The 26,869-nt window shown below is 60.2% G+C and carries 19 protein-coding genes and 5 pseudogenes; 11 read left to right on the top strand and 13 right to left on the bottom strand.

Translation table 11 applies throughout. The annotated features are described in order from the left end of the window. Positions 1–354: 354 nt before the first annotated feature. Positions 355–609 (bottom strand): annotated as a pseudogene (locus IVA92_RS02995) (transposase); the annotation flags it as partial. Positions 610–2,803: 2,194 nt separating this feature from the next. On the opposite strand from IVA92_RS02995, the gene IVA92_RS02985 reads away from it, so the two are divergent. After that, complete coding sequence (locus tag IVA92_RS02985) at positions 2,804–4,429, top strand: alpha-amylase family protein (protein ID WP_247280275.1); 1,626 nt, start codon at positions 2,804–2,806, stop codon at positions 4,427–4,429. Positions 4,430–4,534: 105 nt separating this feature from the next. On the opposite strand, the gene IVA92_RS02980 is transcribed toward IVA92_RS02985, so the two are convergent. The 4 genes from IVA92_RS02980 to IVA92_RS35720 form a co-directional block, all read right to left on the bottom strand. Next, positions 4,535–4,933: a low affinity iron permease family protein gene (locus tag IVA92_RS02980; protein ID WP_247280274.1), complete on the bottom strand. Its 399-nt coding sequence runs from the start codon at positions 4,931–4,933 to the stop codon at positions 4,535–4,537. Positions 4,934–5,175: 242 nt separating this feature from the next. After that, positions 5,176–5,361 (bottom strand): DUF3606 domain-containing protein, encoded by a 186-nt coding sequence (locus tag IVA92_RS02975; RefSeq protein ID WP_247280273.1) that lies wholly within the window; start codon positions 5,359–5,361, stop codon positions 5,176–5,178. 66 nt (positions 5,362–5,427) lie between these two features. Continuing rightward, positions 5,428–6,477, bottom strand: coding sequence for a glycosyltransferase family 4 protein (locus tag IVA92_RS02970; RefSeq protein WP_247280272.1), 1,050 nt, complete (start codon positions 6,475–6,477; stop codon positions 5,428–5,430). 14 nt (positions 6,478–6,491) lie between these two features. After that, positions 6,492–6,620, bottom strand: coding sequence for a hypothetical protein (locus IVA92_RS35720; protein ID WP_256464978.1), 129 nt, complete (start codon positions 6,618–6,620; stop codon positions 6,492–6,494). Between the two features lie 114 nt (positions 6,621–6,734). Here IVA92_RS35720 and ligD point away from each other — a divergent pair, with 114 nt between their 5' ends. From ligD to IVA92_RS02945, 5 genes are all read left to right on the top strand, one after another. Beyond that, complete coding sequence (gene ligD / locus IVA92_RS02965) at positions 6,735–8,552, top strand: DNA ligase D (protein WP_247280271.1); 1,818 nt, start codon at positions 6,735–6,737, stop codon at positions 8,550–8,552. Between the two features lie 5 nt (positions 8,553–8,557). Next, on the top strand, positions 8,558–9,076 hold the full coding sequence (locus tag IVA92_RS02960) for a hypothetical protein (protein ID WP_247280270.1): 519 nt from the start codon (positions 8,558–8,560) through the stop codon (positions 9,074–9,076). Beyond that, on the top strand, positions 9,060–9,803 hold the full coding sequence (locus IVA92_RS02955; protein WP_247280269.1) for a PIN domain-containing protein: 744 nt from the start codon (positions 9,060–9,062) through the stop codon (positions 9,801–9,803). The genes IVA92_RS02960 and IVA92_RS02955 overlap by 17 nt, the downstream gene beginning before the upstream one ends. Before the next feature lie 264 nt (positions 9,804–10,067). Continuing rightward, positions 10,068–10,427: a cupin domain-containing protein gene (locus IVA92_RS02950; RefSeq protein WP_247280268.1), complete on the top strand. Its 360-nt coding sequence runs from the start codon at positions 10,068–10,070 to the stop codon at positions 10,425–10,427. 171 nt (positions 10,428–10,598) lie between these two features. After that, a complete protein-coding gene (locus IVA92_RS02945) occupies positions 10,599–11,660 on the top strand; it encodes a transposase (protein ID WP_247280267.1) in 1,062 nt (353 codons plus the stop codon). 8 nt (positions 11,661–11,668) lie between these two features. Here IVA92_RS02945 and IVA92_RS02940 read toward each other — a convergent pair whose 3' ends face one another. From IVA92_RS02940 to IVA92_RS02915, 6 genes and pseudogenes are all read right to left on the bottom strand, one after another. Beyond that, entirely contained in the window at positions 11,669–11,818 is a 150-nt protein-coding gene (locus IVA92_RS02940; RefSeq protein WP_247280266.1) for a hypothetical protein, read from the bottom strand. Positions 11,819–13,348: 1,530 nt separating this feature from the next. Next, positions 13,349–15,076 carry a methanol/ethanol family PQQ-dependent dehydrogenase gene (locus tag IVA92_RS02935; RefSeq protein WP_247280265.1) on the bottom strand — a complete coding sequence of 576 codons (1,728 nt, stop codon included), beginning with the start codon at positions 15,074–15,076 and terminating at the stop codon, positions 13,349–13,351. A gap of 84 nt (positions 15,077–15,160) precedes the next feature. After that, positions 15,161–15,574 carry a ubiquinol-cytochrome c reductase iron-sulfur subunit gene (locus IVA92_RS02930; protein WP_346658112.1) on the bottom strand — a complete coding sequence of 138 codons (414 nt, stop codon included), beginning with the start codon at positions 15,572–15,574 and terminating at the stop codon, positions 15,161–15,163. A gap of 314 nt (positions 15,575–15,888) precedes the next feature. Further along, a complete protein-coding gene (locus IVA92_RS02925; protein WP_247280264.1) occupies positions 15,889–16,167 on the bottom strand; it encodes a hypothetical protein in 279 nt (92 codons plus the stop codon). 148 nt (positions 16,168–16,315) lie between these two features. Further along, positions 16,316–16,660 carry a hypothetical protein gene (locus IVA92_RS02920; protein ID WP_247280263.1) on the bottom strand — a complete coding sequence of 115 codons (345 nt, stop codon included), beginning with the start codon at positions 16,658–16,660 and terminating at the stop codon, positions 16,316–16,318. Continuing rightward, a pseudogene (locus IVA92_RS02915) lies at positions 16,660–17,751 on the bottom strand (IS5 family transposase). Before IVA92_RS02915 ends, IVA92_RS02920 begins: the two are co-directional and overlap by 1 nt. A gap of 730 nt (positions 17,752–18,481) precedes the next feature. Here IVA92_RS02915 and IVA92_RS02910 point away from each other — a divergent pair. The 5 genes and pseudogenes from IVA92_RS02910 to IVA92_RS02890 all read left to right on the top strand — a co-directional run. Beyond that, positions 18,482–18,862 (top strand): hypothetical protein, encoded by a 381-nt coding sequence (locus tag IVA92_RS02910; RefSeq protein ID WP_247280262.1) that lies wholly within the window; start codon positions 18,482–18,484, stop codon positions 18,860–18,862. Positions 18,863–18,959: 97 nt separating this feature from the next. Beyond that, entirely contained in the window at positions 18,960–19,589 is a 630-nt protein-coding gene (locus IVA92_RS02905) for a TerC family protein (RefSeq protein WP_247280261.1), read from the top strand. A gap of 64 nt (positions 19,590–19,653) precedes the next feature. Then, positions 19,654–21,266: pseudogene (locus tag IVA92_RS02900) on the top strand (CHASE3 domain-containing protein). A gap of 1,069 nt (positions 21,267–22,335) precedes the next feature. After that, positions 22,336–24,133, top strand: a pseudogene (gene xoxF5 / locus IVA92_RS02895) (lanthanide-dependent methanol dehydrogenase XoxF5). Positions 24,134–24,384: 251 nt separating this feature from the next. Beyond that, positions 24,385–24,617 (top strand): annotated as a pseudogene (locus tag IVA92_RS02890) (ion transporter); the annotation flags it as partial. Positions 24,618–24,697: 80 nt separating this feature from the next. Here IVA92_RS02890 and IVA92_RS02885 read toward each other — a convergent pair. Together IVA92_RS02885 and IVA92_RS02880 are read right to left on the bottom strand one after the other, a co-directional pair. Further along, complete coding sequence (locus tag IVA92_RS02885) at positions 24,698–25,300, bottom strand: plasmid pRiA4b ORF-3 family protein (protein WP_247280260.1); 603 nt, start codon at positions 25,298–25,300, stop codon at positions 24,698–24,700. Next, positions 25,297–26,862 carry an IS66 family transposase gene (locus tag IVA92_RS02880; protein ID WP_247280259.1) on the bottom strand — a complete coding sequence of 522 codons (1,566 nt, stop codon included), beginning with the start codon at positions 26,860–26,862 and terminating at the stop codon, positions 25,297–25,299. Before IVA92_RS02880 ends, IVA92_RS02885 begins: the two co-directional genes overlap by 4 nt. Between the last annotated feature and the right edge of the window lie 7 nt (positions 26,863–26,869).

Below are 26,869 nucleotides of genomic sequence, written 5' to 3'. Positions count from 1 at the left end.
ATCAGTGCAGGCTGGGTTCACCGCAGCCATGTGCATCTTTGATCCGATGTCGATGGCGGCCGCGCCGACATTGACCGGCTTCAGCTCCGGGCGGTCACCAGTCGTCCTCTTGGGCATAAGCGGGTCCTCCATTTAAAAATGGGCAGGAGGGTCAGGGTTATGCCAATCGTCATCTTCCTAATCGGGATCGCCGCCGGAGCAGCGTCACCACTCCCAAGTCCGCATGCACCCATGGACCACGTTTTTTAACGGGGATTCTGCCTCCAATAAGCTGACGGCCGCTACCCTCCTAGCCAAGAAGATAGCACAAGGCTGTTTCTACCCCGCGCAGGCGCGCCACAACGCTGGACAGTTTTTTAGGATATCCCGCTCGGCCTTCAGCTTGGCGACCTCACGGCGCAGCCGCTCGATCTCTTGCTGCTCGGGCTTCATTTGCCCGTGGCCGGGAAACGCCTGCACCGGATCGGAGCCGAACTCTTTCACCCATTTGCGCAGAACGTTCTCATGAACATCCAGGTCGCGCCCGGCCTGCGCCACCGACACCCCACGCTCCCTAACCAGCTTGACCGCCTCGATCTTGAACTCGCGACTGAACTTCCGTCTCTTCATCGCCCACCTCCGGCTTCATGAAACACCTAATCCTGGTGTCCATCAAACCGGCAGCAGCTCACAGAGAGGGTCGCTACGCTCGATCTAAATCGACAAGATATGGACCAAGTCTCCGGTCTGAGCTTGGATAGCTCCGTTTCCATAGATGACAATCTCGGCTTCGTCAGCTCTGCGAACTGTCAACTTGGCGGTCGAGGAGCAAAGTGGGAGGCCGTTCGATGTAATCGTGGTCAAGTCATCACGAACCCAGTCCTCTTTGCACAACTCGAGCGCTTCCCGGAAGTTCTCGAGAAAACAGTCATTGACACTCACTTTCATCAGCGCAGCCGCGGTTCGCAATCCGTTCTCGGTTACCGACTTGTTCTCACTCGTTGCCCGGCGCTGGCCTGTTTTAACCCCTAGTGGCCTGATTTGAATTTCGCAGTGGCCTGTTTTGTTCTATGCGACTTTTGACGTGTATGTTCCAGCGGAACATCCGGGGCGGCATGTACATTAATGGATTGGGAAAGGATGGACCAATTCGGGAGGTTGGCCATGGGCATCGAGCGTATGCGACCGCCGAAGTACTGGCGAATGCGAGCGGAGGAGTTTCGTACCAAGGCTGATAACTGCGAGTTTCCAGAGACGAGGGAGAGCCTCCGTAAGGTCGCCAAGACTTACGAAGTCCTCGCTAGCCGCGCCGAGAAATCCGACCCGTGCAGGACCTAGCAGAGTAGGGCCGCCTCAGTTGGCGGCCTCTTTTCTTATCTAAATCAGGTTCCTCAAACGGAAGCTGCAACGTGTCACCCCGACGCGGCAATACCTGATCCACCATGTGCAGGAATCGCTGCCAACCGAAACCGTTCGCAATGGCGAGCCGCTGAAACATCATCAAACTGTGCAGGTGCTGCGCCAGCATGGGGTCGCCAACATCCTCCGTAAGCCATTGATGCATTTTATTCGGGCGATGTCCTTTTTCATTGTTCGGAGTCTTGACGCGCAATTCCCTCAGTAGCCCCGGGCTAGGCGCTCGAACAGAAGATTGTTTGTGTATGTCCAACAACGCTATAGCGGTTTTTAGACATGCGGGGCCACTTCCAGCCCTTTAGTTTGTAAATGTTCTCGTAGAACTCATCCGGGAACTTCTTCACCCATGCGGCAAGCTCTTTTCGGACAATGATTGCCAAGTATTCTTGCAGAGCATTTTGCGGGCGAACTTTCTCGTAGCCAGTTGCCTCATCGATCAGCGCAACGACCGCAGTATGCGCGAGGGCGCGGGTAAGAATTTCCGCCTTTTGAGCTTTAGCGAGTTGCTGCTTTTGCAGGGCTCCCGCCTCTCTCGCACGCAGCCAGGTGTCGCAGACTGCGACCAGGCACCCCGCCCGCAGCGGCCAAGCGTTGGCTGACGCCTAGGTCGACCAGGCTCGATGGGCACTCAGGCAGTCGGCTTCAGAAGCTGCGAGATCGCCGTAACCAGTTGCGACGGCGCGAACGGCTTTCCGATGAGGATGCTGTTCGGCACGCCTTAGGACTTCCACTGCTCGGCGTGTCCGCCGATCATGTAGATCACCGGAAAATCGGGATCGATCTCGCGGATCCCGGGCGAGGAGCCGGCCCTCCAGCCCCGGCGCCGATGCCGACGTCCGTCAGCACTGCACGATATCTGGAGCGGTCGTCGCGAAACCGAGAAAGCGCCTCTTGCCCCGAGTGCGTGACGTCCGCCTTCGAACGCGCCATCCGATAGAGCTCCCTGCACAGGTTGCTGGATCGTGGATTCGTCCTCGACACCAGAATGGAATGGCATCGGTCACGCACGGCTCCGAAAACAACCCGAAATGGACTATCCGCCGGCGGCCTCGGGCGCGTCGTCACTGGTAGCGTCTCGAGGTCGTTCGGCCTGCTCCTTCAGGTCGGCTGCCTTCCCGACCACTCCGGCCGTGACCCCCAGATCAGCGACCGCGTTCGAAAACCTGAGCAGGGTCGTCGAGCCGCGCCTGGAGCCTTTCATCGGCATCACCTATCGCCCTCACAGCGAGCTGCAAAGCCATCACGCGGAAGCGTCATTACCCTAGCAATTCGATGCGTTTCGTGGCTGGACGGAACGCACGCCCTCGCCGGGAACAAGCGGCAATCATGCCGGTTGTGATCCGCGGGCGTCAGCTTACTCCCTGACGCCTTTTTGCATAAGGTGCCGCCGCAGCTGTGGACGGGAAGATTGCTCGATCTCTGGTACAAAAATGCCGTCATCTACAGCCTGAACGTCGCCACCTACAAGGACGGCAACGGCGACGGCATCGGCGACTTCGCAGGGCTGATCGAGCAATTGGATCATATCGCCCAGCTGGGGGTAACTTGCCTGTGGCTGCTTCCGTTCTATCCCAGCCCGGGGCTGGATCACGGCTACGACGTCACTGATTACTACAATGTGGCGCCGGCCCTCGGCACGCTTGGTGACTTTGTCGAGTTCAGCCATCAGGCGAGACTCCGCGGATTGCGGCTGATCGTCGACTTGCCGATCAACCATACGTCGGAGCAGCACCCGTGGTTTCAGCAGGCGCGAGCCGACCCTGCGTCGCCCTATCGCAAATACTATGTATGGGCGAACACGGAGCCGGAGAACAGCGCAGACGGGATTGTGTTCCCTGGCTTTCAATCCAGTGTCTGGACCTACGACCTGCGCGCCCGAGCCTGGTACTATCATCGCTTCTATCAATATCAGCCCGACCTCGACATCACCTGCCCCGCCGTTCGCGAGGAAATCTTCAAGATTCTCGGCTTCTGGCTGGAGCTCGGTGTATCCGGTTTCCGGATCGATGCCGCCCCGTTCGTCGTCGAAGAGGTCCGTCCGAACCGATCGCCGAAACGTCACTACGAGTTCTTTGGCGAAATGCGCGACTTCCTGTCGTGGCGCAAGGGCGACTCGGTGCTGCTGGCGGAAGCCAACGTGCGCGCCTCCGAACTCCCGAGATATTTCGGCGACGGCTCGCGCATCCACATGCTGTTCGCCTTCCTGGTCAATCAGCACCTGTTTCTGTCGCTTGCGGAAGAGCGAGCCGAGCCGCTGCGGCAATGTCTGACCACACTTCCGAAGCTGCCGCAGTCCGCCCAGTGGGCCCAGTTTCTGCGCAACCATGATGAGTTGGACCTGAGCCGCCTGCCACCCGAGCAGCGCGATCAAGTGTATGCGGCGTTTGCGCCAGAACCGAAAATGCAACTGTACGGACGCGGCATTCGCCGCCGCCTCGCGGGCATGCTGGGCAATGATCGCCGGCGGATCGAGCTGGCATTCAGCCTCCTGTTCAGTCTTCCGGGCACGCCGGTCATCTATTACGGCGATGAATTGGGAATGGGGGACGATCTCAGCCTGCCCGAACGGTGGCCGGTTCGAACGTGCATGCAATGGACCGACGATCCCAACGGCGGATTCTCGACGGCACCGAACGACCGTTTGCTGCACTCGGCGATCACCGATGGCGAGTTCGGTTCGAAGCAAGTCAACGCCGCCGCGCAGCAGCGCGATCCGAATTCACTGTTCAACTGGCTGCGTCGGCTCACCGAGATGCGGAAAACTTGCCCGGAGATAGGTTGGGGCGATTGCAACTTGCCGCAAGCCGCCTCCTCGTCAGTCCTGGTGCAGCATTATATGCTGGAAGGAAAATCCGTGCTTGTCCTGCACAACCTTGGGCCGGGCGAATGCACGACGGTACTTCACGAGCTTTCGGGCGGCCACAAGCTGATCGATCTTTTCGGAAATCGAGTCTACCCCGCGAAAGGCACCCCTGCCGGCGAGATCGAACTCGACGGCTATGGCTATCGTTGGTTTCGGATCGACTCTGGCTGATGCGATCGCGTCCTTAATCCATCGTCGGGCTACCGGGCATAAAGATGCGGATCTGAGCCCGGCAGTCGCGGTGAGCGGAGCGCTTCGCCGCGCGTGACTCTGCGCTCACCCTCTTGGGGCCGCGACAACCTTAGCCCTCGCCTCGCATCGCGCCCGCAAGTCCTCCAGTTCGTCGGCGGAGAGATGCTCAATACCGACGAAGGAATTCTGGGCGGTACCGGTCCGGATGAGTTCGTCCAGCTTCACCTGTATGGCTGCGCTGTCCCGGTTCTGCGAGTTTTGGATCAGGAACACCATCAGAAACGTTACGATAGTCGTGCCGGTGTTGATGACGAGCTGCCAGGTGTCGGAGAACCGGAAGAGAGGTCCGGTAACCGCCCAGATGACGATGGCCGCGCAAGCCAGGACAAACGTGGATGCGCGTCCAGCCGCCTGCGAGGCTGTATTGGCAATCGAGGCGAAGAACCGCGGATGTCGCTCGGGTCCGTGCTGGCTTTGCCGCATGCTGTACACCTTTCTGTTTTCCTAGACGCCCCTCGATGCGGGCAGGCGTACCGACAAACGTGCAGTCCCGCCGCGGTTGCAGCTCCTCTAAACGCGTCGTTTGGTATCGGAAGGATTCTGCTAGGCGCATGGCCCCGGCGGCGTAGAGTTGACGTACTGAGCGGCATCAGTGCGTGTCCTGGAATGACAAACCCTGCAGCGGCCGATTGCCGCCGGGCCGGTTACGTTGGGAGCCGGATCGGTCAACGACCGAGCCGCCCCTGGACCTTCTTGGGGCTGCTGCCGAACTTCTTCACCGCCTTCTTCACTGCCGCCTTCGAGCGCCCAATTTTCGCGGCTTCGTAGCGGACTTCGTAGTCCTGTCCGCCCGCCACGCGGGCGCGATCCTGGTTGCGGCCCGGCTCGTCTGCTTCTTCGCTTTTTGGCATCAGTAGAGTCCTCCTGCTTCGCCAGCGCAGGAAGAAATGCCGCGGTTCCGATGTCAGGAGTGTCGATCACGGCCAGCAGTTGGCGTCTGCACTCGCCTGGAGCAGCTTGCGGTAGTGACCTTCGTACGCGCGGGCCATCCGCTCCGCCGTGAAGCGCTCCTCGAAGCGGGCCCGAACCGTGCGGCGGTCAATTCTGTCCAGGTGATTCAGGGCCCGGACCGCCTCCTCCTCGCTCTCCACGATAAAGCCGGTGACCCCGTGCTCGACCACCTCGGGCACCGAACCCGCCCGGTAGGCGATCACGGGCGTGCCGCAGGCCATCGCCTCGATCATCACGAGACCGAACGGCTCCGGCCATTTGATCGGAAACAGCAAGGCCGCCGCTTCGGCCAGAAACGGCTGTTTCCCCCGCTCGTCGACCTCGCCGACGAGATCGACGTTTCCGCCGTCGATCTCCGGCTCGAGATGCTTCTTGAAATAGCCCCTTTCTCCTCTCGGAACCTTCGCCGCGATCCGCAGCGGCATTCCGACCGCACGCGCGATGCGAATGGCATCGTCGGGCCCCTTGTCGGGCGTGAGGCGTCCAAGAAAGGCCAGGTAGGAGCCGGGTTCATACGAGGCGCGAAACAGATCGGCCGGCAAGCCGTGATGCACGGTGCCGCACCAATTCGCGGTGGCGAGCGGAGCCCGCTGGCTGTCGGAGATCGAGACGAAGCATGCGGCCCGAAACTGCCGAACCACCTCGTCTATACAGGGGATGTCGAGCCGCCCGTGTAGGGTGGTCAGAAACGGCGTTCCGGATCGCGCCAGCACGGGCAAGTGAGCCCAGTCGAGATGAGCATGGATGATGTCGAATTCTCGGGCGCGACCGGCGACCGCCTCTAGCAACATCGCGCAGACCGCGTTCGGGTCGGGATGCGGGCGGCCTAGGCGCAGGGCGCGGGGCCAGACCGCATGCAGCTGTCCGCGCGTCCTCGAGTCGCCGCTGGCGAACAGCGTCACGTCATGGCCGAGTTCGACAAGTTCGTCCACCAACCAGGCGACGACGCGTTCGGTCCCGCCGTAGAGCTTGGGAGGGACACTCTCGGCAAGCGGCGCGAGTTGGGCGATCCGCATCGACCGGGCCGCCATCAGCCTTCGGAGGTGCGTGAGGTGCCGCACACCAGCAGGATGCCCAAGAGAACCGCGAACAAGAACCATCCCGCCGAGATTTCGGCATTCCCGTGCGAATGCTGACGTGGCGCGAACACGGCTGTCATGACTGTCTCGCAGAACAATCGCGACCAACGGCGGCCGTCAAGGTTCGTTCCCTTCGCGTCGGCACTTGCCCCGGCTCTGGAGGGAACGAATTCTCAGGCCGGTGTTGAATCGGCATGTGTGCTGTGGCGTTGCGTCAGTCTCGTTCGGGAGTATCGCGTGTCCATGGCGCCGTCAAAGCTGCTATTCCTGGTTTCGTCGAGCCGTGTGATCCCACGTTACGCGAGAGGCCGCCGCGCGGCGAAGACTGGGTCTACGAAATCAAGGCCGACGGCTACCGCGCGCAGCTGCACCTGCGAGATGGGGACGCCAAGGTCTATTCACGCACAGGCCTGGACTGGACCGAACAATTCTCCTCGATCGCCGCGAGCGCCGACCTGCTCAAGGCAAACAGTGCGATCATCGACGGCGAGGCCGTGGTGTACGGCAGTGGCGGCCTGCCGGACTTCCAGCAGCTCAGGCGGGAGCTCGGCACCAAGCGCAGCGAGCGTGTGCGCTACCACGCGTTCGATCTCCTGTACCTCGGCGGCTATGACTTGCGTGCCGTCGCGTATGAGGATCGCAAGCGCCTGCTGCAGGGCCTTCTGAAGGACGCGCCAAAAACCTTCATCTATGTCGAGGCGCTTGCGGCCGACGGCAACGTGATCTTCGACAAGGGGTGCAAGCTGGGGCTGGAAGGCTTGGTCGCCAAGCGGCTGGGCGAGCCGTACCGCTCGGGCAGGCAGGAGAGCTGGATCAAGCTCAAGTGCAAGAAGAGCGAGACCTTTCCGATCGTCGCCTTCGTGGAGAAGCTTGGGGCGCGCCCGCGCAAAGTCGCATCTCTCTACATCGGCCGGCAAGATCACGGCAAGCTGCTCTACGCCGGCAAGGTGCGTACCGGTTACACCGAGACGACGGCGCGCGAATTGCGCGAGCGCCTGGATCCGTTGATCCGCAAGACTTCTCCGCTCGATCTGGCGGTCAAAAAGCCGAAGGCGACTTGGGTCGAGCCGACCCTTGAGATCGAGGTCCAATATGGCGCGCTGACAGATGATGGCCTGCTCCGCGAAGCCGTGTTCAAGGGCTTTTGCGATGATCTTGCGGTGCGCAAGGTCAAGGCGCCGCGGCTGGTACCGTCCGTCGCCGGCCGGCCGAAGCTGAGCGTCCCCCGAGAGAACATCCTGCAGCTTCTGCCCGAAGCAGTTGCTCCGTCGAAAGAAGAACTCGCAGACTATTGGACCAGGGTCTGGAAGAAGGCGCTGCCGCACCTCGGGCATCGTCCGCTGAAGCTCGTGCGTCACGTGCACGGCACGACCTTCTATCACAAGGGGCCGCTGCCGAAGGACATTCCGGCGGCCGTGCATCAGCTTCGTGTTCAGAAACGCGAGGGCGGCCAGGGAACGCGCCTGTGGATCGACAGCCTGGATGGTTTCCTTGGGCTCGTCGAGATCGGCGCCGTCGAGTTGCACCCGTGGAATGCGACCGTCGAGGACTTCGAACATGCCGACCGCATCGTGATCGATCTCGATCCCGGCGAGGGCGTCGACTGGGATGCCGTGGTGGAGACCGCGCTCGATCTGCGCGCGCTGATGAAACGAGAGGGTTTCCAGACCTGGCCAAAGCTCACCGGCGGCAAAGGAATTCATCTGATGGCGCCACTGGATCAGCCGGTGCTGCACGACAAGGCGCATCGGGTCGCGCATCAGCTGGTCTCCGCGCTCGCAGCGCGCCATCCAGATCGCTACCTCCTGTCTGCCCAGGCAAAGCGTCGTGATCGCATCTTCCTGGACTATCTGCGCAATGGCCGCGGCACCACCGCCATCGGCACCTATTCCCCGAGAGCCCGAGAGGGATTTCCGATCGCAGCGCCCGTGACCTGGAAGCGCATCGAGAGCGGGATCGCGCCGGACGCCTTCACCATCGACAGTCCATTCCGCGCCAACTCGAGGAGGTGACCGATATGTCGGACGCATTCGATCAATGGGTGGAATGGCGCTGCAAGCCTCTGGGCGACAGGCGCAGCATTCCTGCCGGTCTCTACGGCGCGGTGATGTCACTGCCTGAAACCGATCGATCGGACCGGCAGAGGGTGAACGAGGCGGTTCGCCGCCATGACACGGCTCGCCGCGAGGGCAGGACCATATGGCTCTACCTTGATGACTACGAGAACGGCGAGTCGCGCACGATGGGCGATTCCGAATGGGTGAAGGTATTTGCATCGGGGGGTGCGGCCGACGCCTGGCTCCAGGACAACGATCCCCAAGGCGTTGCCTGGGAATATGAAGTGGAAGGCGGTCCAGTCGAGGGATCGGTGTGGCTCTGCTTGCCCGATCGGCGTCCAGAGCGATCGGTGAGCCCGATTGGATCAAGCTCTTTGCCTCGAAAGAGCGCGCGCAAAAATGGCTTGAGGAGAACGAGCCAAAGCGCGACATTTGGCAGTACCCGGTCCAGGAGTGACGCGCATGAGTACGTTCGTTGACAGCTCGGTGTGGTTCGCTGCGGCCGCCAAGCGGGACGCCCAGAATGAGCGCGCCAAGTCGATCCTTCAGAGCATCGACCAATACCTCACGACGGACTTGGTGCTGGTCGAGACGTGCCAGCTTTTAAAAGCCCAATTTGGCCGCGGCGCGGCGGAAGTCTTCTGGGAGCGGCTGCGCGGCACCGGGGTTCGGATCGAACCCATCGTCCGCGCCGATCTGGACGCGGCTTCGGAGATAGGGGCGCGCTTCCCGAACGAGAGCTTTTCCTTCATCGACCGAACGAGTTTTGCCCTGATGGAGCGCATGGGGATCACGCGAGCAGCGACCTTCAACCCGGGCTTCCCAGCGTACCGACCCCACCGCGGTCGCAAGCGCCCCTTCCAGATCCTTAGCGACGGCCACAGCGAAGTCTTCGTGGCGCTCAGAGAAGCGCTGCTTGAACGCCGGCCCGTTCAGGTAAGCCGTGACGGCAAGTGCCAGACGGTCTGCCCTTACATTCTGGGCCACGCCACCGGCGAGGAGCGCGCATTCGTCCTCCTGGTGGATGGAAGTTCGCGCACGAAGCGTCCGGTCCAGGCCAAGTGGATCTGCCTTCGGCTGTCGAAGATCGAGCACGTTCGCTTTGCCGATGAGCCCTGGATCGAGCAAGACTACCCCGGTCCGGTGCAGCGATGTGTCGATCAGGTGCACTTGGAGGCGACGCGACTAGGACAGCCTCTGGCATAGCGTGGGCTAAGGTCTGTACTCACAAACGGGCTCCACATGCCAAAGCGGAGGTCACCCCGCTTGAGCGTGATCGGCGGCTCGTGACCCAAACCGGGCCACTACAGCAATCCGCCCTTGAAGCGAGTGGACGTGGAGCGCATGGGGAAGTGGATTGACCACCCATTTCTGCTCCGCAGCTTGCACAGCTTTGCGCGTGCGTATCAAATACCCCCTTTGAACAGGCGCCCTCGAGCGCCATTTCAGCGGGAGAATAGGACTCGTCTAGTGACTGCATTGATCTTCGCTCTCACCGTCTCCGCATCCGCACAGTCAAACGGCCAAGAGCTGAAGCGCGCCGATCTGACAGGCACCGATATGGAGATTATCGTCAGCGTGGTCGACGTGCCGCCGGGAAACGAGCTGCCTAGACATACTCACCATGGAGAAGAGGCCGTGTACGTTCTCGACGGCGCCACATTATCGCTTCCTGACGGCAAAGAAGTGTCGTTCCCCGCCGGCAGGGTCTCCATCAACAAACGGGATGTCCCTCACGCCGGGTTCAAGATCGCAGGGGACAAAACCCTCAAAATGCTGACTGTCCACATCGTCGAGAAAGGCAAGCCGCTTGTCGAGCCGGCGCATTGACTGGCTCAATTCATGATGAGCAGGACGCCGCGCGGATGCGGTGTCCCGCTGTCCTGAAGGAATGAGTGATTTTGCCGCTTGCGCTGAGGCACATTACCGGTCCAGCTTCTAGTCCATCACCTCGGTCTGGCGCTTGGCGGTCGACCGGCAGCAGGCTTTGCAAAGCGGCTAATGCTGCCGGTGAGCAAAGATACGCTTCTTCGGGTAGTTCGGCGCCGTAGCCATCCCCCAGCTGGCCCGCTAAGGGTTATCGGCATTGATGACTGGGCTTGGCGGCGCAATCACCGATACGCGAGCATCATCTGCAACCTGGAAAGGCGCCGGGTGGTCACCCTGCTGCCGGATCGTGAACCAGCGACCGCTCAAGCCTGGGCTCATCCCACGTCGCAATCGTCGCCCGCGATCGTGGCGGGGGATATGGCGAAGCAGCAGCAAAGGCCCTGCCGCACGGTGCAGGTCGCCGATCGTTGGCATCTGATGGAGAACGCCAGTCGGGCTTTCCTCGATTCCGTGCGCAAGTCGATGCGCCAGATACGCATCGTCATCGGTGCGACCACGATCGGTCCCAAGCTGCTCACGGCCGCTGAGCGCCTCCAGTATGAGGGCTATCTGCGCCGCGAGGAGACCAACGCGGCTACCCTGACTCTGTCGAATAATGGCTACCTATCAAGCAGATCGTGCGTCAAACCGGCCATAGCAGGAAGCTGGTGCGACAGGTGGTCCGCGGCGAACGTCACGACGACTTCCGAACCCGGAAAAGTTCGTTGGATATGCACTTGCCGTGGTTCGACGATCAATGGGCGTCCGGCTGCCGCAAATGGAGCTGAACTTTGGCGCCGCTTAGCAGCGCGTGGCTTCCGAGGCTCGCTCCGCGTCATCAGCGAATGGGCAACTCGCAGACGACAGGCTGAAAAGGCCGACGCGCGAAATCTTCAGAGGATTCCGTCTGCCAGGACGATCGCGCGGCTAATGACAATCGGCCGGGACTTGCTAACGAAAGCGGAGACCGTCACGGTAGCGGCAATCGAAGCCGGGGTACCAACCCTGGTCGAGGCACGCGAGATCATTGCCGAATTCCACCTGATGATCCGACGCAAGACCGAGGCGGGCCTCATCCCATGGATCGAGCGGGCCCACGCAAGTCTCGTCGCTTCGTTTGCTAATGGCGTCGCCAAGGATGAGCCGGCAGCGGTGACGCCGCTGCGGCGAACCGGTCGAAGACCGCCGCACTGATCCGAGTATCAAATATGCACCTCGTTCTCGGGTGACTCCCAGTTCGCCAGGAACGTCCCAGGAAAATGCGAGGTGCAGGCCATCACGTGAGTGATCGCATCCACGTCGTACTCGTCGCCGGAGCGGAAAGCCTCGAAGTAGGCGTTGACGCGATTCACGCGCTCTGGGTGGCGAAAGGGGCGGTGAGTGTCCCGACCGTCGCTGCCACCGCGAACACGCGACTAAAGCGCGAGGCGATTCGGATTGAATCGTCATCGCGCTTGAGATTGTTGCTTATGCGCGATCTTTCGGTAAACTGCTTCGCGCTTTTGCGGAGCATGCTGTAGCAGCGCGACTGCCCGATGATCCCAACGCAGCCGGCCGACGACAGCTTGCACCCAAGCTTTCTTCCCATCACGCACACCAGCCTACCGGCCTCACGGTGCAGCTCAGGCTGCAGCGAAGCTCTGGTTGTGCTGCTGACTCGGCTGAGCAATTCGTGCCTTCGCAGTCCCAGCGGACCGGCGCGCCAAATCGCCGTCTCGACTCTGTGGCGGTGGTTCCGCCTCGGCCGTCTCGTCTTTCGAGGGAGGGTTGTGGCCTGTTTCCGGGCTCAGTGGCCTAATTTGATTTGGGGGGTGGCCCAATTTGGCGCTTTCCTATAGCCAGGACCGGATTGTAGGCGTACAGGTATTGCATCACCGCGCGATCCCTTAATGGCAGCTATCGGTGACCGAGAGACATCACAGCGCTCCCGCCTTGGTTCGGAGCGAGAGCTATGTCCCTCCAGTCGGCGCGAGACCTGCCTTCTCCCACAGACAGTCAGATCAAGTGTGACCGCTGTGCAGTCAACCCCCCACTGCTGCAAAAACTCCTGAATCCCCGAACTGGCGGCACCGTGCGCATCTATAGATGCCAGTGTGGCCAGCAGATGTGGCGCGAGACCCAAGAGTAAGGCGCCTCAGTTGGCGGCCTCTAGCTCAATCTTCATTTCGACCGGGTCGCTATCCAGATCATAGACCTGAGAGACGTTCATTGCGAACGTTCGAAACCAGCGGACGCGTTGGGCGGCAGGCCAGTCACCGGATGTCGGTATCTTTTTCAACAGCGCGATAAGCAACCGATCGAGCCCAAGCTCGCCAAGCCCATCATCACCGCCGTTGCCGCCGCTCCCATTTTTATTTTTGTTCTTTTCGTCCTGATTTTCTACGGGTCATTCGCGTCGAATTGGTCGCCTCATAGCTATATCTCAGATGTCGAGTGTCGGCCGAAATTGGCCGCCTAGGGAAGCATAGGCGGCTATCTCAGCCCCTACATCCTTCCCATTTTGATGTCCGGGGCGCCTCGCAAAACAAATCGCGACTGCGGGATGGTCATTCATGATGCATACCTTGGCGCTGATATTTATATCGCGGGCGCCCGCGCCAGGTTTAACAGTCTCTTGGCAAGAAGGGCCCACGCATGAAGATCAAGGACTTTTAACTGCGGAGCGACATTCAAGGGCAGCGCAGGTGGTGACGCTGCTTGCCGTTGGCATGGGAGCTGGAGCTTCCGAGAAGCGCATTAAAGCAACAACCGGTTCGCTTCGGGCGTCAGCACGTAACGCTCGCCTGTTTGTCATACCGCTTGCCATTCCGGCTCAGCAAAGTGGCTGCTCGCCACGGAAGCGACGGACGTTTCTGTCCGCCGCTCATCGCGTCGTGGCGCGGCTATTTCTGCACAGCGAATACCCAGACCACCCCGCCTTGCGGCACGTTGTTTTCAACCCCGACGTTCTGGGTGGCGAGCGCATCCTGGATGCGTTGCGCGTCAACGCCCCAGCCGGACTGGATCGCGATATACTGGGTGCCATCCACCTCATAGGATACCGGCATGCCCATGATGCCTGAGTTGGTCTTCAGCTCCCACAAGAGTTCGCCGCTCTTCGCATCGAACGCGCGGAAGTTGCGATCGTTGGTCCCGCCGACAAAGACGAGATCGCCCGCGGTCGCCAGTACCGAACCGAACAGTTGCGATTTCGGGAACTTGTGAGACCAGACTTTCTTGCCGGTTGCGGGATCCCAAGCCTGCAATTCGCCAATGTGTGTGGCGCCGGGACGGAGCGTCAGACCGATGTCCTCAGGCTTGGTGCCAAGCCATAGTTCGCCAGGCTTCAGCGCAACCTTCTCGCCGGTGAAGCCGCCGCAGGTGTTCTCGTTGGCCGGCACATAGACGTACTTGGTCCTCTGGCTATAGGCCGCCGAAGGCCAGTCCTTGCCGCCCCACAGTGACGGACAGAACTCGACCCGCTTGCCGATCACCGGCTTGTGCGCGGGGTCGACAATCGGCTTGCCGGTCTCGGGCTCGATGCCTTTCCAGACGTCGGTATGAACATAGGGCCAGCCGGCTACGTAGCTGATCTTGTCCGGCTGACGCTCCAGGATCCAGAAGATCGCGTTGCGACCCGGATGAATCAGGCTCTTGACCGTGCGGCCATCTCTTTGCAGGTCCACCAGTATCGGCGCCTCTACTTCGTCCCAATCCCAGGAGTCGTTCTGATGGTACTGGAAATGTGTCTTGATCTTACCGGTATCGGGATCAAGGCCGAGCACGGAGCTCGTATAGAGATTGTCACCCGGGTGTGCGTCCCCGGGCCACGGCGCAGCATTGCCAATGCCCCAGTAGATGGTCTCGGTGTCCTTGTCGTAATTGCCGGTCATCCAAGCCGATCCGCCGCCGGTCTTCCAGTCGTCGCCCGTCCAGGTTTCGCTGCCGGGTTCACCGGGCGCTGGAATGGTGAAGGTGCGCCACAGCTCCTTGCCGCTATTGGCGTCAAAGGCCACGACGTAACCACGGACGCCGAGCTCACCGCCAGAGCCGCCGACAATGACTTTGCCGTCGACGACGAGAGGCATCAGGGTGAGATACTGACCTTTCTTATAGTCCTGGACTTTGGTGTCCCAGACCACCTTGCCGGTCTTCGCATCGAGGGCAACCACGTGATCATCGGTCGTGGCCAGATAGAGCTTGTCCTGCCACAGACCGACCCCCCGATTGGTCGGATGCAGCTGGAACAAATCATCTGGTAGCTGGCGTTTGTAGCGCCAATACTCTTCGCCTGTTTTGGCGTTTAGCGCGATCACCTGCCCCATCGGGGTGGTGACGAACATCACACCGTTGTTAACGATCGGGGGCGCCTCGTGGCCCTCGATCACACCGGTGGAGAAGGTCCACACCGGCCTGAGATTCTTGACGTTGGAGGTGTTGATCTGCTCGAGCGGACTGTAGCCCTGTCCGTCATAGGTCCGCCGATACAGCATCCAGTTGCCGGGTTCGGGATTTTCCAGACGGGCCTGGGTTACCGGGCTGTAATTTTCGATCGGACCACCGAATGCGGCGGTCGAGAAAAAGGTCGTGCACGCAACACAACCTGACAATAGCCATTGCCTTTTGGTCATGGACGTCATCTCCCTAAGCTCTTTCTCTTGCCGACCATAATTAATGCGATCAGCTGTGGCACGGGAATCCGATGCGACTACTCGTCACCCTCCTTGTTGAGCACCTACCTTTCCAACGAATGTTGCAGCGATGGTGAGCGAGCCGTCGGCTATTGCCAGCGGCAATGCCGCCAGACGTCGAGGCGCGGGCCCGAACACGACCTGCGCGCTTTCCCGGGGATTGAACTCGGAATTGTGACAAAAACATTTGAGAACGTCTTTGTCGCCTGCCTCGGACTTCAGCCAGCCGGTGACAGAACATCCGGCATGAGTACAGATCGCCGAATAGGCTACAATGCCCTCCGCGGAGCGCGAGCGGGTCTCCTCATCCATGTCCCCGGGATCAAGCCTTATGAGGAGGATTTCGTTGAGCCGCGAGCCGTTGCGGACGACCGAAGTCCTTGCGTCCTTTGGCCAGGCATGCAGCGGCCCCTCACCGAGCTTCACGTCATCGGGCACGATGAGGGCGCCGGCGCGGTCACCTTCTGAGACCACAAGTCACCTTCTGAGACCACAAGAAGGTCGCCTTTCCTCGGCCGATCGCTGCTGCCGGGCTGGTCTTCCTGCGCCGCAGCGAACCTCCTCGCCGTCAGAAACGCTCCGAGCGTGGCGAAAAAAAGCGACCGTCGCGTTTGCTTCGGACTTCGCATTGGTCCGTCTCTAGCCCCACTGTAGAGCCTCGAAGTCAGGCACGTGTGTCTTCTCGAGCGAGACGCAAGAGCAATGGACTACACGCCAGGCGCGCGGTCGCGCCTGCCTTGGCGAGGCTCAGCTCACCGCTGCTTTTCGCCGCTACCTGGCGCCCCCGTGGAGGTGCCACTGGTCGAGCCGGTTGTCGGCGGAGCAGTGTCAGTCTTTCCAGGAGGATGAGCAGAAGCACCTGGCTTTTCCTGCTCGCCGACATAGCCGGACTCGCCGGACTGGCGGGTCTTGATGCCCTTGTCCGCCTCCTCCTGCATCTGCGGGTTCGGTGCCGTCGGCTGCTGGGCCAGCCCCGGTAAGGCGAACGTAATTCCAACAGATACAAGCATCGCAACGATTGTGGTTCGCATAGCAGTCCTCCCCATCGCAGCGCGCACTTTGTACGACAACGAACGCACCGGCCCGCAAAAGTTTCCTCGCTCATCAGCCGTATTTGCGAAAAGGCGATACCGCACAAGGGGGGCGAGCAGACCCGGCTTTAGCAGGCTGTTGAAGAACTCATCCGCGTTCGCAAACGAAGGCTGAGTCGTCGCCATTGTGGATGTAGAAGTGGCCGACGAGCCTGCCCGCAGTGCCGATCATGACCCATCCGCGACCGCAGGCAGGGTCATTCTCGTCGTGCCCTTCCCATGAGAACTCCGCACAGGCCGAACCGTCTCGCGCGCCGTAGCGGACGTCGAGGAAGCCCTTGAGAGCCCCAAAGGCGATTTCGCCATCGGACTTGCCCTCGAAGGTGAGATGCGCCTCTTCGACAAGATCGAGGAAGTCGCTGTCCCAGACGTCCATCTCGACGATGCGCCAGCGGCCGGCAAAGGCCTTGGCGAAGCCGGGCACCTTGGCCATCAGCCGGTCTCCGCGATCAGCTTGGGCAGTCGCACCAGATTGTAGGCGGTGGCAGCGAAGGTAAAGGCCCATGCGACGCGATCATGGCCACGGAAGCTGGTCTTCTCTTGCCCGGCGACCGTCTTGATCCAGCCGAATGCCTCCTCGATCCGCTTGCGGATGCGCTGGCTGACGGCATAGCCGCCGTGCCGGGTCGTTCGCCGTCAATCGCCGAGCTGCGGCCGCTGGTGTTCTGCGCAACATGCGGCGTGACGTTCATCGAGCGCAACTCATTGACGAAGTCTTCTGCATCGTAGGCTTTGTCGGCGCCGAGCGTGATCGCCGTCGGCCGGTCGGCATAAGGCTCGATCATGTGCAGCGCCGCCACCCGTTCGGCATGCCCGTCCGCCAGCGTGAGGCAGGCGTCGATGAGCAGGCCGTGGCGGTTCTCCATCAGCCCGTGCCCGATGAAGCACAGCTTTGTCTCCTTGCCGTTGCCCTTGCGGTAGAGCCTGGCATCGGGGATCGGTAGTCGAAGCATGGGTGGCGTTCGAGCGTTTCTGGCCATGGAAGTCCGCCTCGGCATTGCGGCCACCGCCTTGCGCCGGCGGCTCGCCAGAGCTGTCCTTCGGCCTGACGCTCTTCATCGAGGCCCAGGCCTCGATCAGCGTGCCATCGACCGAGAAGTGATCGCTCGATAGAAGCTTCTTCACCCTGGGCTGCGCCAGCACCGCTGCCAGGAACTTCGCCGCGATGTCGCCTTCCAGCAGCCGGTCGCGGTTCTTCGAGAACACCGAATGGTCCCAGGCCGCGTCGTCAACGCCGATTCCGACGAACCAGCGGAACAGGAGGTCGTATTCTAGCCGCTCCATCAGAAGCCGCTCGGAGCGGATCGAATAAAACGCCTGCAACAGGATCGACCGCAGCAGCTTCTCCGGCGGGATCGACGGCCGCCCAATCGGCGAATAGAGCGCGGCAAACTCGCGCTCCAGCACCGCCAGCGCCTCGTTCACGATCGTCCGGATCGCTCGCAGCGGATGATCACGCCGCACCCGCGCCTCCAGATCAACGTAGCTAAACAGCTCACCCGTTCGATTGTCGCCGCCGCGCACACACCATCCACGAATCTCGTCGGAGCCAATGAATCACGATCGTTGGTCCACGACGAGCGCCTTTTTCAACAGCCTGTTTAGAGCGACGTTCCGGCGGCGGCATGCGCGATCGCCGCGCTTGGAGGTGTCCGACGTGCCCGGCGGCTTCTAATCGGTGGTCGGCATCAGGTAAGGACATTAGCGTAGCGAACAGCGATGCAGCGGCACCTCGACACTTCCGGGCTCAGCCGTCGCCGGCGATGTTTTGACGGGCGCGCGTCCTGTGGGTGATCAGGCCGCAACGCCACCGAACTTCTCGGTTTTGAGGGCGTCGAACCACCCACCTGCACTCGCGCCGCCACGTTCCAATAGAAGGGGGGGTGTGCGTGCTAACGGCTCGCGGTCATCTTGCCGCGCGGTTAAAACGCGCGCGACAATGCGTAGCATTGTCTTCCTGATTGCACTGGTCGTTTTTAGAGAGGCGATTTTATCGATCGTGGGTGCGCTCTTCAGAGGGGCCAGCACATGATTGAGCTTTGGATCAAGTGGTTTGAGTCCCTGGCCTCGGTCGAGGGGCTGGCAGCCATCGTCGTTGTTGCCGTAATGACCGCTGGCGTTCTTACGCTGATTGAGGGGCGGCGCAGTAGGACCAAAAAACATTAGCTGCAAGAACCAAAAGAACGGCCAAATGGAACAAGGTCGTTCCGCAAAGTAAGTGGCCCTATAAGATGCTCGTATGCAGGAGGATCAAATGATCGCTTCTCATGCAAGTTGGAATGCTCCTTGGCGAGAAACATTCTGCATCTTCGTGCTGTTGAGCATGCTGGTCGCGGCTCCGGCCCTTTTGATAATATTCCTGCTGGAATGGCAACTCGTCTTACCAGCGCTGAGTCTTCTGTTTTTCTCCGACGCGATAATTACCGCGCTCTTGGCGTTGGCAAAGTCAGGGACTGCAACGGCAGGCAAAATTTCTCTCTGGGATATCGCAGGTGCGTTCACAATGATCGGTTGCGCCGCAGCGATTTTTGGCGAGCCAGATCAGGTAGCACTGCTTTTCGGGCAGACCGCTGGACCGCATTCGGACGCCGCTGCCGGAGATAGTTACCTTAGCGATCGAGCCGCGATCGACTAGAACTGAATCTGTATTAGGGCTTTGGAGATAACTCGTATGGCTCGAGCTGGCAGACAAATACGCGCCTCGCTCGGAGCCAAACTCGGGACCATGACCCTTGATAGACCATCTTCATACGGATGTTCTTAGCGCACTCGTGCAGGTCGTTCTGATTGACCTTGTGCTCGCTGGTGATAACGCCATCGTCATCGGCCTTGCTGCAGCGGGACTTCCTCAAGCGCAACGAGCCAAGGCCATTTTGATCGGGATCGTCGCCGCGACGATACTGCGTCTTCTCTTAGCGGGGATAGCCGCGCAAATCCTGCAGATCGTCGGCCTTCTGCTCGCTGGCGGGATCCTGTTGCTGTGGGTATGTTGGAAAATGTGGCGAGAGTTGCGCACGTCTCCCGCAGGGTCAACTGTTTGGAAGGGGGCCATAGGGGCCATTGCAGAAAGCAAACCTCGCAAAACGCTCTTCCAAGCGAGTTGGCAGATTATCGTGGCCGACGCTTCCATGTCTCTCGACAATGTCCTTGCCGTCGCAGGGGCGGCACGCGATCATCCAGTAGTCTTGATTTTCGGCTTGGGGCTTTCCATCGCGATGATGGGCCTGGCCGCTTCTTTCATTGCCGGCCTTCTGCAAACTCATCGATGGCTCGCTTACGTCGGACTGGCCGTCATTCTCTATGTGGCAGTGGAGATGATCTGGCGCGGAACATTGGAGATCATGAAGGTCGCATCGGTATGAGGGCCCTGTTGTGTCTGACGGCACCGCATGCCTAGAATTTCCCAGTTGTCCGACGAGATGCTGTATGCTCCACTCAGGGGAAGGCTGCACTGCTTTGCCCCTATCACAGCCCCATGCCAAATTCTTGCGAATGCCACCGCTTGGGAGCAATCTTGAGTTAGCCAGCTGGTTGGTCGCGGATTTCGGCGTTGAGGGTCACGTGTCCCCTTTCTCGAATTTACTGATCTTGCACAAATTGATGGCCGCGTTTGCAGCCGTGATAGCCGTCATATTTGTGAGTGGCGCAATCGTATATGACAGACTTGGCGTGATCGAAGAGGCCAAAAACTGGCGTGTCCATACCACTGACGTGTTGGACACGCTAGAGATGGCGGTGGCCGCAGCGCTTGATCAAGAAACGAGTTTGCGCGGTTATTTGATCAGCGGCGATGAGAAATTCTTGGATCCATACCGCGAGGGCGGCGACAAGTTCATCGCGGCGATCCGGAAACTTAGAGCACAGACATCGGATAACCAGGACCAGCAACACCGGCTTGATGAATTGAACAAGTTGGCGACTATGTGGCGCATCGAGACCGCCGAGCGCGAGATCGCGCTGATGGCGAATCCCGCGACTCGCGAGGAGGCGCGCACGTTGGAGGGGGCGACCGGCAAAGCTGCCATGGATGCAATCCGTGCCAAGGCAAATGAAATCGAGAAGGCTGAGCGCGATCTGTTGGCCAGGCGTGACGCCGTGCAGAAGCAGGCGTACGCCACTGCATACACGGCGACCGCGCTGGGCGCCGCAGCCTCGCTCCTGATTGCGGTATTGATGGGCATCCTACTGACGCGCGTTATCGCGACGCCGATCACCCGAATGACCGGCGCCATGACCGCACTCGCAAAGGGCGACACTAGCATCGACGTGCCCGGGATTGATCGGCGTGACGAAATCGGCGCGATGGCGGGTGCGGTCGAAGTTTTCAAGAAGGCTGTCATGGAACGGCAAAAGACCCAGGTCGAACTCGCTCATGTCAGTCGTGTCGCGACGATTGGGCAGCTGACGGCTTCGATTGCCCATGAAGTCAATCAGCCGATCTCGGCTGTGCTCACCAATGCGGACGCCGCCTTGAACTGGCTCGGCGCTAACCCGCCCAATCTAAATAAGACCCGCGAGTCCCTCGAGCACATTGTCGCAGATAGCCGACGAGCTGGCGAGATCGTCGACCGTATCCGCTCTATGGTCAGGAAAGCGCCGGTACCCAAAAGCCGCCTCGACCTCAACGAAGCCGTCCTGGACGTCGTCGCTATGGTCCGAAGCGAGGCGGTGAGGCATGAGATTTCGCTACAGACGCAACTGGCGGAGGACCTGCCGCAGATCGAAGGTGAGCGCATTCAGCTGCAGCAGGTGCTCCTGAATCTGATCCTCAATGCCATCGACGCCGTGAACAGCGTTGAGGATGGCTGGCGGGAGCTGCAGATCAGTACCGAAAGGGATGTTGCGGGTGATGTACGCGTCTCCGTGCGAGACTCGGGCCCGGGGCTCGACCCGACGAGTGAAGAACTCGTTTTCGAAGCGTTCTGGGCCTGGCCATTTGTCGGTCGATCATCGCAGCTCATGGCGGCCAGTTGTGGGTCACGAGGAATAAGCCTCGGGGGGCCGTCTTCCAGTTCACCCTCGCTCCCCACCAGGACTAGGCCGTTTGGCCAGAGCCAGTGGGCTGGGCCTATGCTTGGAGATTGAGTGGTGCGCCGATTTGGGCTAGCTCCTCCAAAACAACGTCTTCCCCTGCTCCGATTCTTAGCGCTCGGCTCCAATCACACCGACTGTGATCTACCAGGTCCTCAGATTAGAAATGAAGGCTGGCGCGCGCCTAAGCCTCGGTAGAACGGTTGCTTCGGCACAACCGAGCGTGTCGCCGCCTTCGTGTCCGGCGCGTTGCCGTTGTGCTCGTCCTCTGGTCCTGATCTTAGCCTTCGCAAATTCTGTCGATCGATACCCGGAAATGGCAGCACTCGACATGACTGAAGACATCATCGTTCTTGCTGGACCTACAGCTGCTTGCCACTGATCTTTTACAACTGAGTTTCGGCACGCTGGGGCTGCGGCCGAAATATGCCGGGCGAAAGCGCCTCCACTCGGCTCGATTCGGGATAGGAGGTCGCCCAGGCGAGTAGTTCAGAAGCCTCCAGACGGGGCTGCCGCAGACCACGATCCACTTGGCGGGCGCGCGACTTCGATGGAGGGTCCGCCTGCACCTCTACTGCGCTATCAGGGTCAGATCGGCTGCCCTCGCCCGCAATTCGAGGCATGATCGTCGCGCGGGGACGAGACATAGAACTTAGCAGACAACGCTGACGAACGGGACCATTGACGCTTGTCGACGAGGCCGGACACGCTCCGACGCCCATCAGGCCGATGGCAAACACCCAAACGAGCAGCGCGTCGTGGATTGGCCAGGGGGATTGCCATTTCCTCTTTCTGGATACCTTCGGCGGACTAGCCGGCGTTTGCCGAACGGGTTCGGAGGAATGCAATGCCCTCTACAGCCGCCTCGATGCGATGATGCCGTGTCCTTTCTCGGAGGGTACCAATGACTGACGACTCGTTCTTATTGTTTGAAGAAACTTTGTCGCGCGACAAAAATGCGCCTGCCGGAGTGCGAAAAATGGCAGTACACCCCCCGACGTGCGGCACTCGGCGTTGCCGCTACGGTACGGCTGCAGCGGCCGGCAGACCTGACAAGTGCAATAGGGAGGGTCTCTAATGCGCGATTTGCTCCTTAAGCTCTGCGTAGGCACAGCGGCGATATTGGCCGCCGGCGCGGCAGTTGCCAGCGACGAACTTCTTAGGATGTCGCAGAACCCGAAAGACTGGGTGATGCCGACTGGCAACTACGCCAACCACCGCTATTCCCAACTCAAGCAGATTACCTCTGACAATGTGGCCAAGCTAAAGGTTGCGTGGACGTTTTCGACTGGTGTCCTGCGCGGGCATGAGGGCGGACCGCTGGTGATCGGCAATGTCATGTATGTGCATGGACCATTTCCGAATCCACTGTATGCGCTTGATCTCGACAACGACGCCAAAATTCTCTGGAAATACGAGCCAAAACAGGACCCAAACGTGATTCCCGTTATGTGCTGCGACACCGTCAATCGCGGAGCGGCATACGGCGACGGGAAGATATTCTTGTACCAAGCCGATACGACGCTGGTGGCCCTAGACGCAAAGAGCGGCCAGCCGGTTTGGTCGGTCAAAAATGGTGATCCGTCAAAGGGTGAGACCGGAACATCGGCTCCCATGGTGATCAAGGACAAGGTATTCGTCGGCATCTCTGGCGGCGAGTTTGCGGTTCGTGGTTCGCTAAACCGCGTACGACGTAAAAACTGGGAAACAGGCGTGGCGTGCGTACTCGATCGGTCCGGACAATGAGATTCTCATCGACCCGCAAAAAACAACAGAGCTCGGCAAACCGGTCGGCCCGGACTCGAGCCTCAAGACCTGGCAAGGTGAACAGTGGAAGCTCGGCGGATCGACCACTTGGGGATGGTACTCATACGATCCTGAGCTCAACCTAATTTATTACGGCTCCGCCAATCCAGGAACGTGGAATCCAAGCCAACGACCAGGTGACAACAAATGGTCAATGACCATCTTCGCGCGAGATGTCGACACCGGAGTGGCAAAATGGGTGTATCAGATGACACCCCACGACGAGTGGGACTACGATGGTGTCAACGAAATGATCCTTGTTGACCAGACCATCGGGGGTACACCTCGGAATCTGCTCGTTCACTTCGACAGAAATGGATTCGCCTACACCCTCGATCGCGGCAGCGGCGAGCTCCTGGTCGCGGAAAAATATGATCCCGTGGTAAACTGGGCGACGAAGATCGACATGGACAAGCGGTCGCAGACTTACGGTCGTCCGCTCGTGGATCCGAAATTTAGTACGCGGCAGGAGGATGTGAATGTGACTGGGATCTGCCCAGCTGCACTTGGAACCAAAGACCAACAGCCGGCCGCATTCTCGCCTGATACGGGCCTGTTCTACGTCCCGACGAACCACGTCTGCATGGACTACGAGCCATTCAAGGTGAGCTACACAGCAGGGCAGCCTTATGTCGGCGCTACACTGTCAATGTATCCGCCTCGTGGCGAGAATCATATGGGCAACTTCATTGCTTGGGACGCACGTACTGGCAAAATCGTTTGGTCGAACAAAGAGCAGTTCTCAGTGTGGTCCGGCGCACTAGCAACGGCGGGAAACGTTGTGTTCTACGGCACACTCGAAGGGTATCTCAAAGCTGTCGACGCGAAGACGGGCAACGAGCTTTACAAGTTCAAGACGCCCTCAGGAATCATTGGAAACGTGACGACGTACGAGTATGCAGGCAAGCAGTACATTGCCGTTCTATCGGGCGTCGGCGGCTGGGCCGGTATCGGCCTTGCAGCCGGTCTTACCGAGCCAACTGCGGGTTTGGGTGCTGTTGGGGGCTACGCTGGGCTACGCGATTTTACGACGCTGGGAGGGCAGATCACTGTTTTCTCATTACCTTAACGCAGCCGATCCCTGTGAACCGAGTGTTCAGCCGCCACGGTAGTTCTCGGGCAACTCTGCGAACGTAATAGTGTTCGGCTCCAGCGATCGGCTGATAACGCTTTCGTAAACGCGCAACGCATGGGATAGCTCTCCGAACAGGGCATGAAATTCCGCAACTTAGGCGAACGCGCGAAGCACGTTGGTCGGATCGAAACCTTGCATCGCAAGATCGATGGCGGTTTCAAGCATCAATTGAAACTCGTCCTCGATTGCTGTTCATCATCGCGACCTCATTCCTGCACCCCAGTGAGATCATGGAGACGCTCGATGTACTATTCGGCGAATGATATTTGCTGACTTTTCAGCACGCCTCCTCGTCGACCGGCACCCGGTTCGATCATTCAGTCAACTCGCGACGTGGGCTGACATAGTCGCGATCGTATCTTTCTTGGCGCCGCTTGCGGGGGAGGCGGGCGGCTTTCTGCGGATTCTGCGAACGTTAGGGAGCACCTGTTGTTCGGCAGGTGCTGGGGGATTAATCGTAAGCGTAGCTCTGAGGCCCATTTGATTGGCGCTTGACGTCTATTTTGAGCGCGTGGTGCGCCGGCGCGGCTTCCATATGTCGGACAACGCATTGACAGCGGCCTCAAGCACCTTCCGGTCGACGACGTTGGGATCGAACTGCTCCGGGCCCCAGAGGCGCATATGTTCGTGCTCCGGATGGGTGGGGTCGCTGATGGCGTCGAGGTATTCGGCATAGCCTGGCGCACCGCCGACATCTTCCGGAGGACAACGGCCGGCGGCCTCGAGCAAGAACGGAAGTCCCTCCGTTGTCGTGTTGTCGAACCACTTTTCAAGCTTGATCACGTGATCCCAGCTGTCGCCGAAGTCGTAGAGATAATGGATCGTCTTCGCGCCGGTCTCCTGAACGATATTAGAGAGCCGCGTCTTGCGGGCATCGATGGGCTGAGGGCCAAAATCTCCATCGGGATCAGGGATACCCCAACTTCCTTCGCCGGCCAGGAACTCGAAGAGATGCCTGTTCGTCCAGCCAAACGCCGCCTGAAGCGTCAGATGCAGCCGATCAAGGCGCAGCGTAAGCGGCACGACAAGGCATCGCATCACCTCCGGTTTCACGTCCTTGAGGGTCACCTTGATCCGGACCGCGGTCGTGTTCAGGCTCATGCCGCCAGCCTCGGATCGTGTGCATGCATCGTGTAGATCGACGCCCAAGGGAGCAGTTCGTCCAGTCGCGCCGCAGGCCAACCATTGACGAGCTTCGCGAGAACATCAGCGAGCCAGTGCTCGGCACTGACGCCATTGAGCTTACAGGTCTCGATTAACGAAGCCAGAACTGCCCAATTCTCGGCGCCCTCGTCGCAACCGGCAAAAAGGGAGTTCTTGGCGTTGAGCTTGATGGGCCGCATCGCACGCTCGACAGCATTCGTGTCCATCTCGATGCGCCCGTCATCAAGGTAGAGCGTCAGGCCGTCCCAATGACGCAACGCGTAACGCAAGGCCTTCGCCGTGTCGCTCTTTTGTGCAAGGTAATCAAGCTTGGCCTCAAACCACTGCTTCAAGGCTGTAGCCAGAGGTCGGGCATGCGCCTGCCTGCCAGCACGGCGCTCGGCATCCGATCGGCCGCGGAGCGCTTTCTCGACCGCGTAAAGTTGGGCGATGCGCTCAAGAGCCTCGCGGGCAACCGGAGCTGGCGCCGGAGCAGCCTCGCGCTCGATCTTCACAAACTGGCGCCTCAGATGCGACCAGCAGAAGGCGAGCGTTCCGGACAAGGCGTCCGCACGCGTCTCTCGGGTCATAGTCTTGTAAGCCTGATAGCCGTCGCAGTGGATGATGCCGCGATAGCCCTCGAGCAGCCTCAAGCCATGAACCGCCCCACGGCCCGGTGCATAGGCGTAAACCACGCCAGGTGGGTCAGGTCCGGCCCAGGGACTGTCATCGCGTGACAGCGCCCAGAAGTAGCCGGTTTTGGTCCTGCCGCGCCCCGGATCTAGCACCGGTGCCGGGGTCTCATCGACACAGAGCTTCGAAGAAGCGAGCAGAAGCTGGCGCAGACGATGCCACAAGGGCTTCAATTCCTGGGCGGCGTAGCCGACCCAGAAGGCGAGCGTGGAACGGTCGATGGCGATACCGTGGGTCGCCAGCATCTGCGCCTGACGATAGAGCGGCAAATGCCAATGATACTTGGCGTCAATGACATGCGCGACGAGACGCTCGGTGGGCAGTCCCCCCTTGATCAATCGCTCGGGCGCAGCGTGCTGGAGGACGACGCCATGACAGGCGCGGCAGGCCAGCTTGGGCCGGCGGGTGACGATCACTCTGTATTGTACCGGAACGACGTCGAGCCTCTGGCTCTCATCGTGACCAATCTCAACGAGATCGCCTTTGCAGCACGGGCAGCAGGTTGCAGCCGGCATCAGGGTTTCGACGATGCGCGGCAAATGCTCCGGAAGCTGACCACGGTTGGCTCTGCGCTTGGCAGTTCTCTTCTCGCGGGCTCTGGGATTGGCGCGATCCTCAGCTGCTTCGAGAGCCGCGACGGCCTCTTCGATATCCTCCAGAACAAGCTGTAGCTGATCAGCGTCCAGCTTTTCCGATGATCGACCGAACTGCGCATCTTTCGCAAGCTTGAGCAACCGCTCGAGCCTGGCGCAACGATCCAGCAGAGCCGCGGCAAAGGCACGCAACTCGGCTGGATCGCTCGGCAGCACATCAGGCAAATCACTCATTGGCCCG

The sequence above is a fragment of the Bradyrhizobium sp. 154 genome (genome assembly GCF_023073875.1).
Classification (GTDB): Bacteria; Pseudomonadota; Alphaproteobacteria; order Rhizobiales; family Xanthobacteraceae; genus Bradyrhizobium.
This window is presented reverse-complemented; position numbering and strand designations above follow the sequence as displayed.

Bases quoted from the DNA above. Each gene is read 5' to 3' on its own strand.
- IVA92_RS02920 (WP_247280263.1), bottom strand. From the start codon at position 16,660: ATGGCCAAGGTGCCCGGCTTCGCCAAGGCCTTTGCCGGCCGCTGGCGC.
- IVA92_RS02910 (WP_247280262.1), top strand. From the start codon at position 18,482: ATGATCGCTTCTCATGCAAGTTGGAATGCTCCTTGGCGAGAAACATTC.
- IVA92_RS02980 (WP_247280274.1), bottom strand. From the start codon at position 4,933: ATGCGGCAAAGCCAGCACGGACCCGAGCGACATCCGCGGTTCTTCGCC.
- ligD (WP_247280271.1), top strand. From the start codon at position 6,735: ATGTGTGCTGTGGCGTTGCGTCAGTCTCGTTCGGGAGTATCGCGTGTC.
- IVA92_RS02925 (WP_247280264.1), bottom strand. From the start codon at position 16,167: ATGCGAACCACAATCGTTGCGATGCTTGTATCTGTTGGAATTACGTTC.
- IVA92_RS02945 (WP_247280267.1), top strand. From the start codon at position 10,599: ATGCTGCCGGTGAGCAAAGATACGCTTCTTCGGGTAGTTCGGCGCCGT.
- IVA92_RS02885 (WP_247280260.1), bottom strand. From the start codon at position 25,300: ATGAGCCTGAACACGACCGCGGTCCGGATCAAGGTGACCCTCAAGGAC.
- IVA92_RS35720 (WP_256464978.1), bottom strand. From the start codon at position 6,620: ATGACAGCCGTGTTCGCGCCACGTCAGCATTCGCACGGGAATGCCGAA.
- IVA92_RS02935 (WP_247280265.1), bottom strand. From the start codon at position 15,076: ATGACCAAAAGGCAATGGCTATTGTCAGGTTGTGTTGCGTGCACGACC.
- IVA92_RS02970 (WP_247280272.1), bottom strand. From the start codon at position 6,477: ATGCGGATCGCCCAACTCGCGCCGCTTGCCGAGAGTGTCCCTCCCAAG.
- IVA92_RS02960 (WP_247280270.1), top strand. From the start codon at position 8,558: ATGTCGGACGCATTCGATCAATGGGTGGAATGGCGCTGCAAGCCTCTG.
- IVA92_RS02975 (WP_247280273.1), bottom strand. From the start codon at position 5,361: ATGCCAAAAAGCGAAGAAGCAGACGAGCCGGGCCGCAACCAGGATCGC.
- IVA92_RS02880 (WP_247280259.1), bottom strand. From the start codon at position 26,862: ATGAGTGATTTGCCTGATGTGCTGCCGAGCGATCCAGCCGAGTTGCGT.
- IVA92_RS02955 (WP_247280269.1), top strand. From the start codon at position 9,060: ATGAGTACGTTCGTTGACAGCTCGGTGTGGTTCGCTGCGGCCGCCAAG.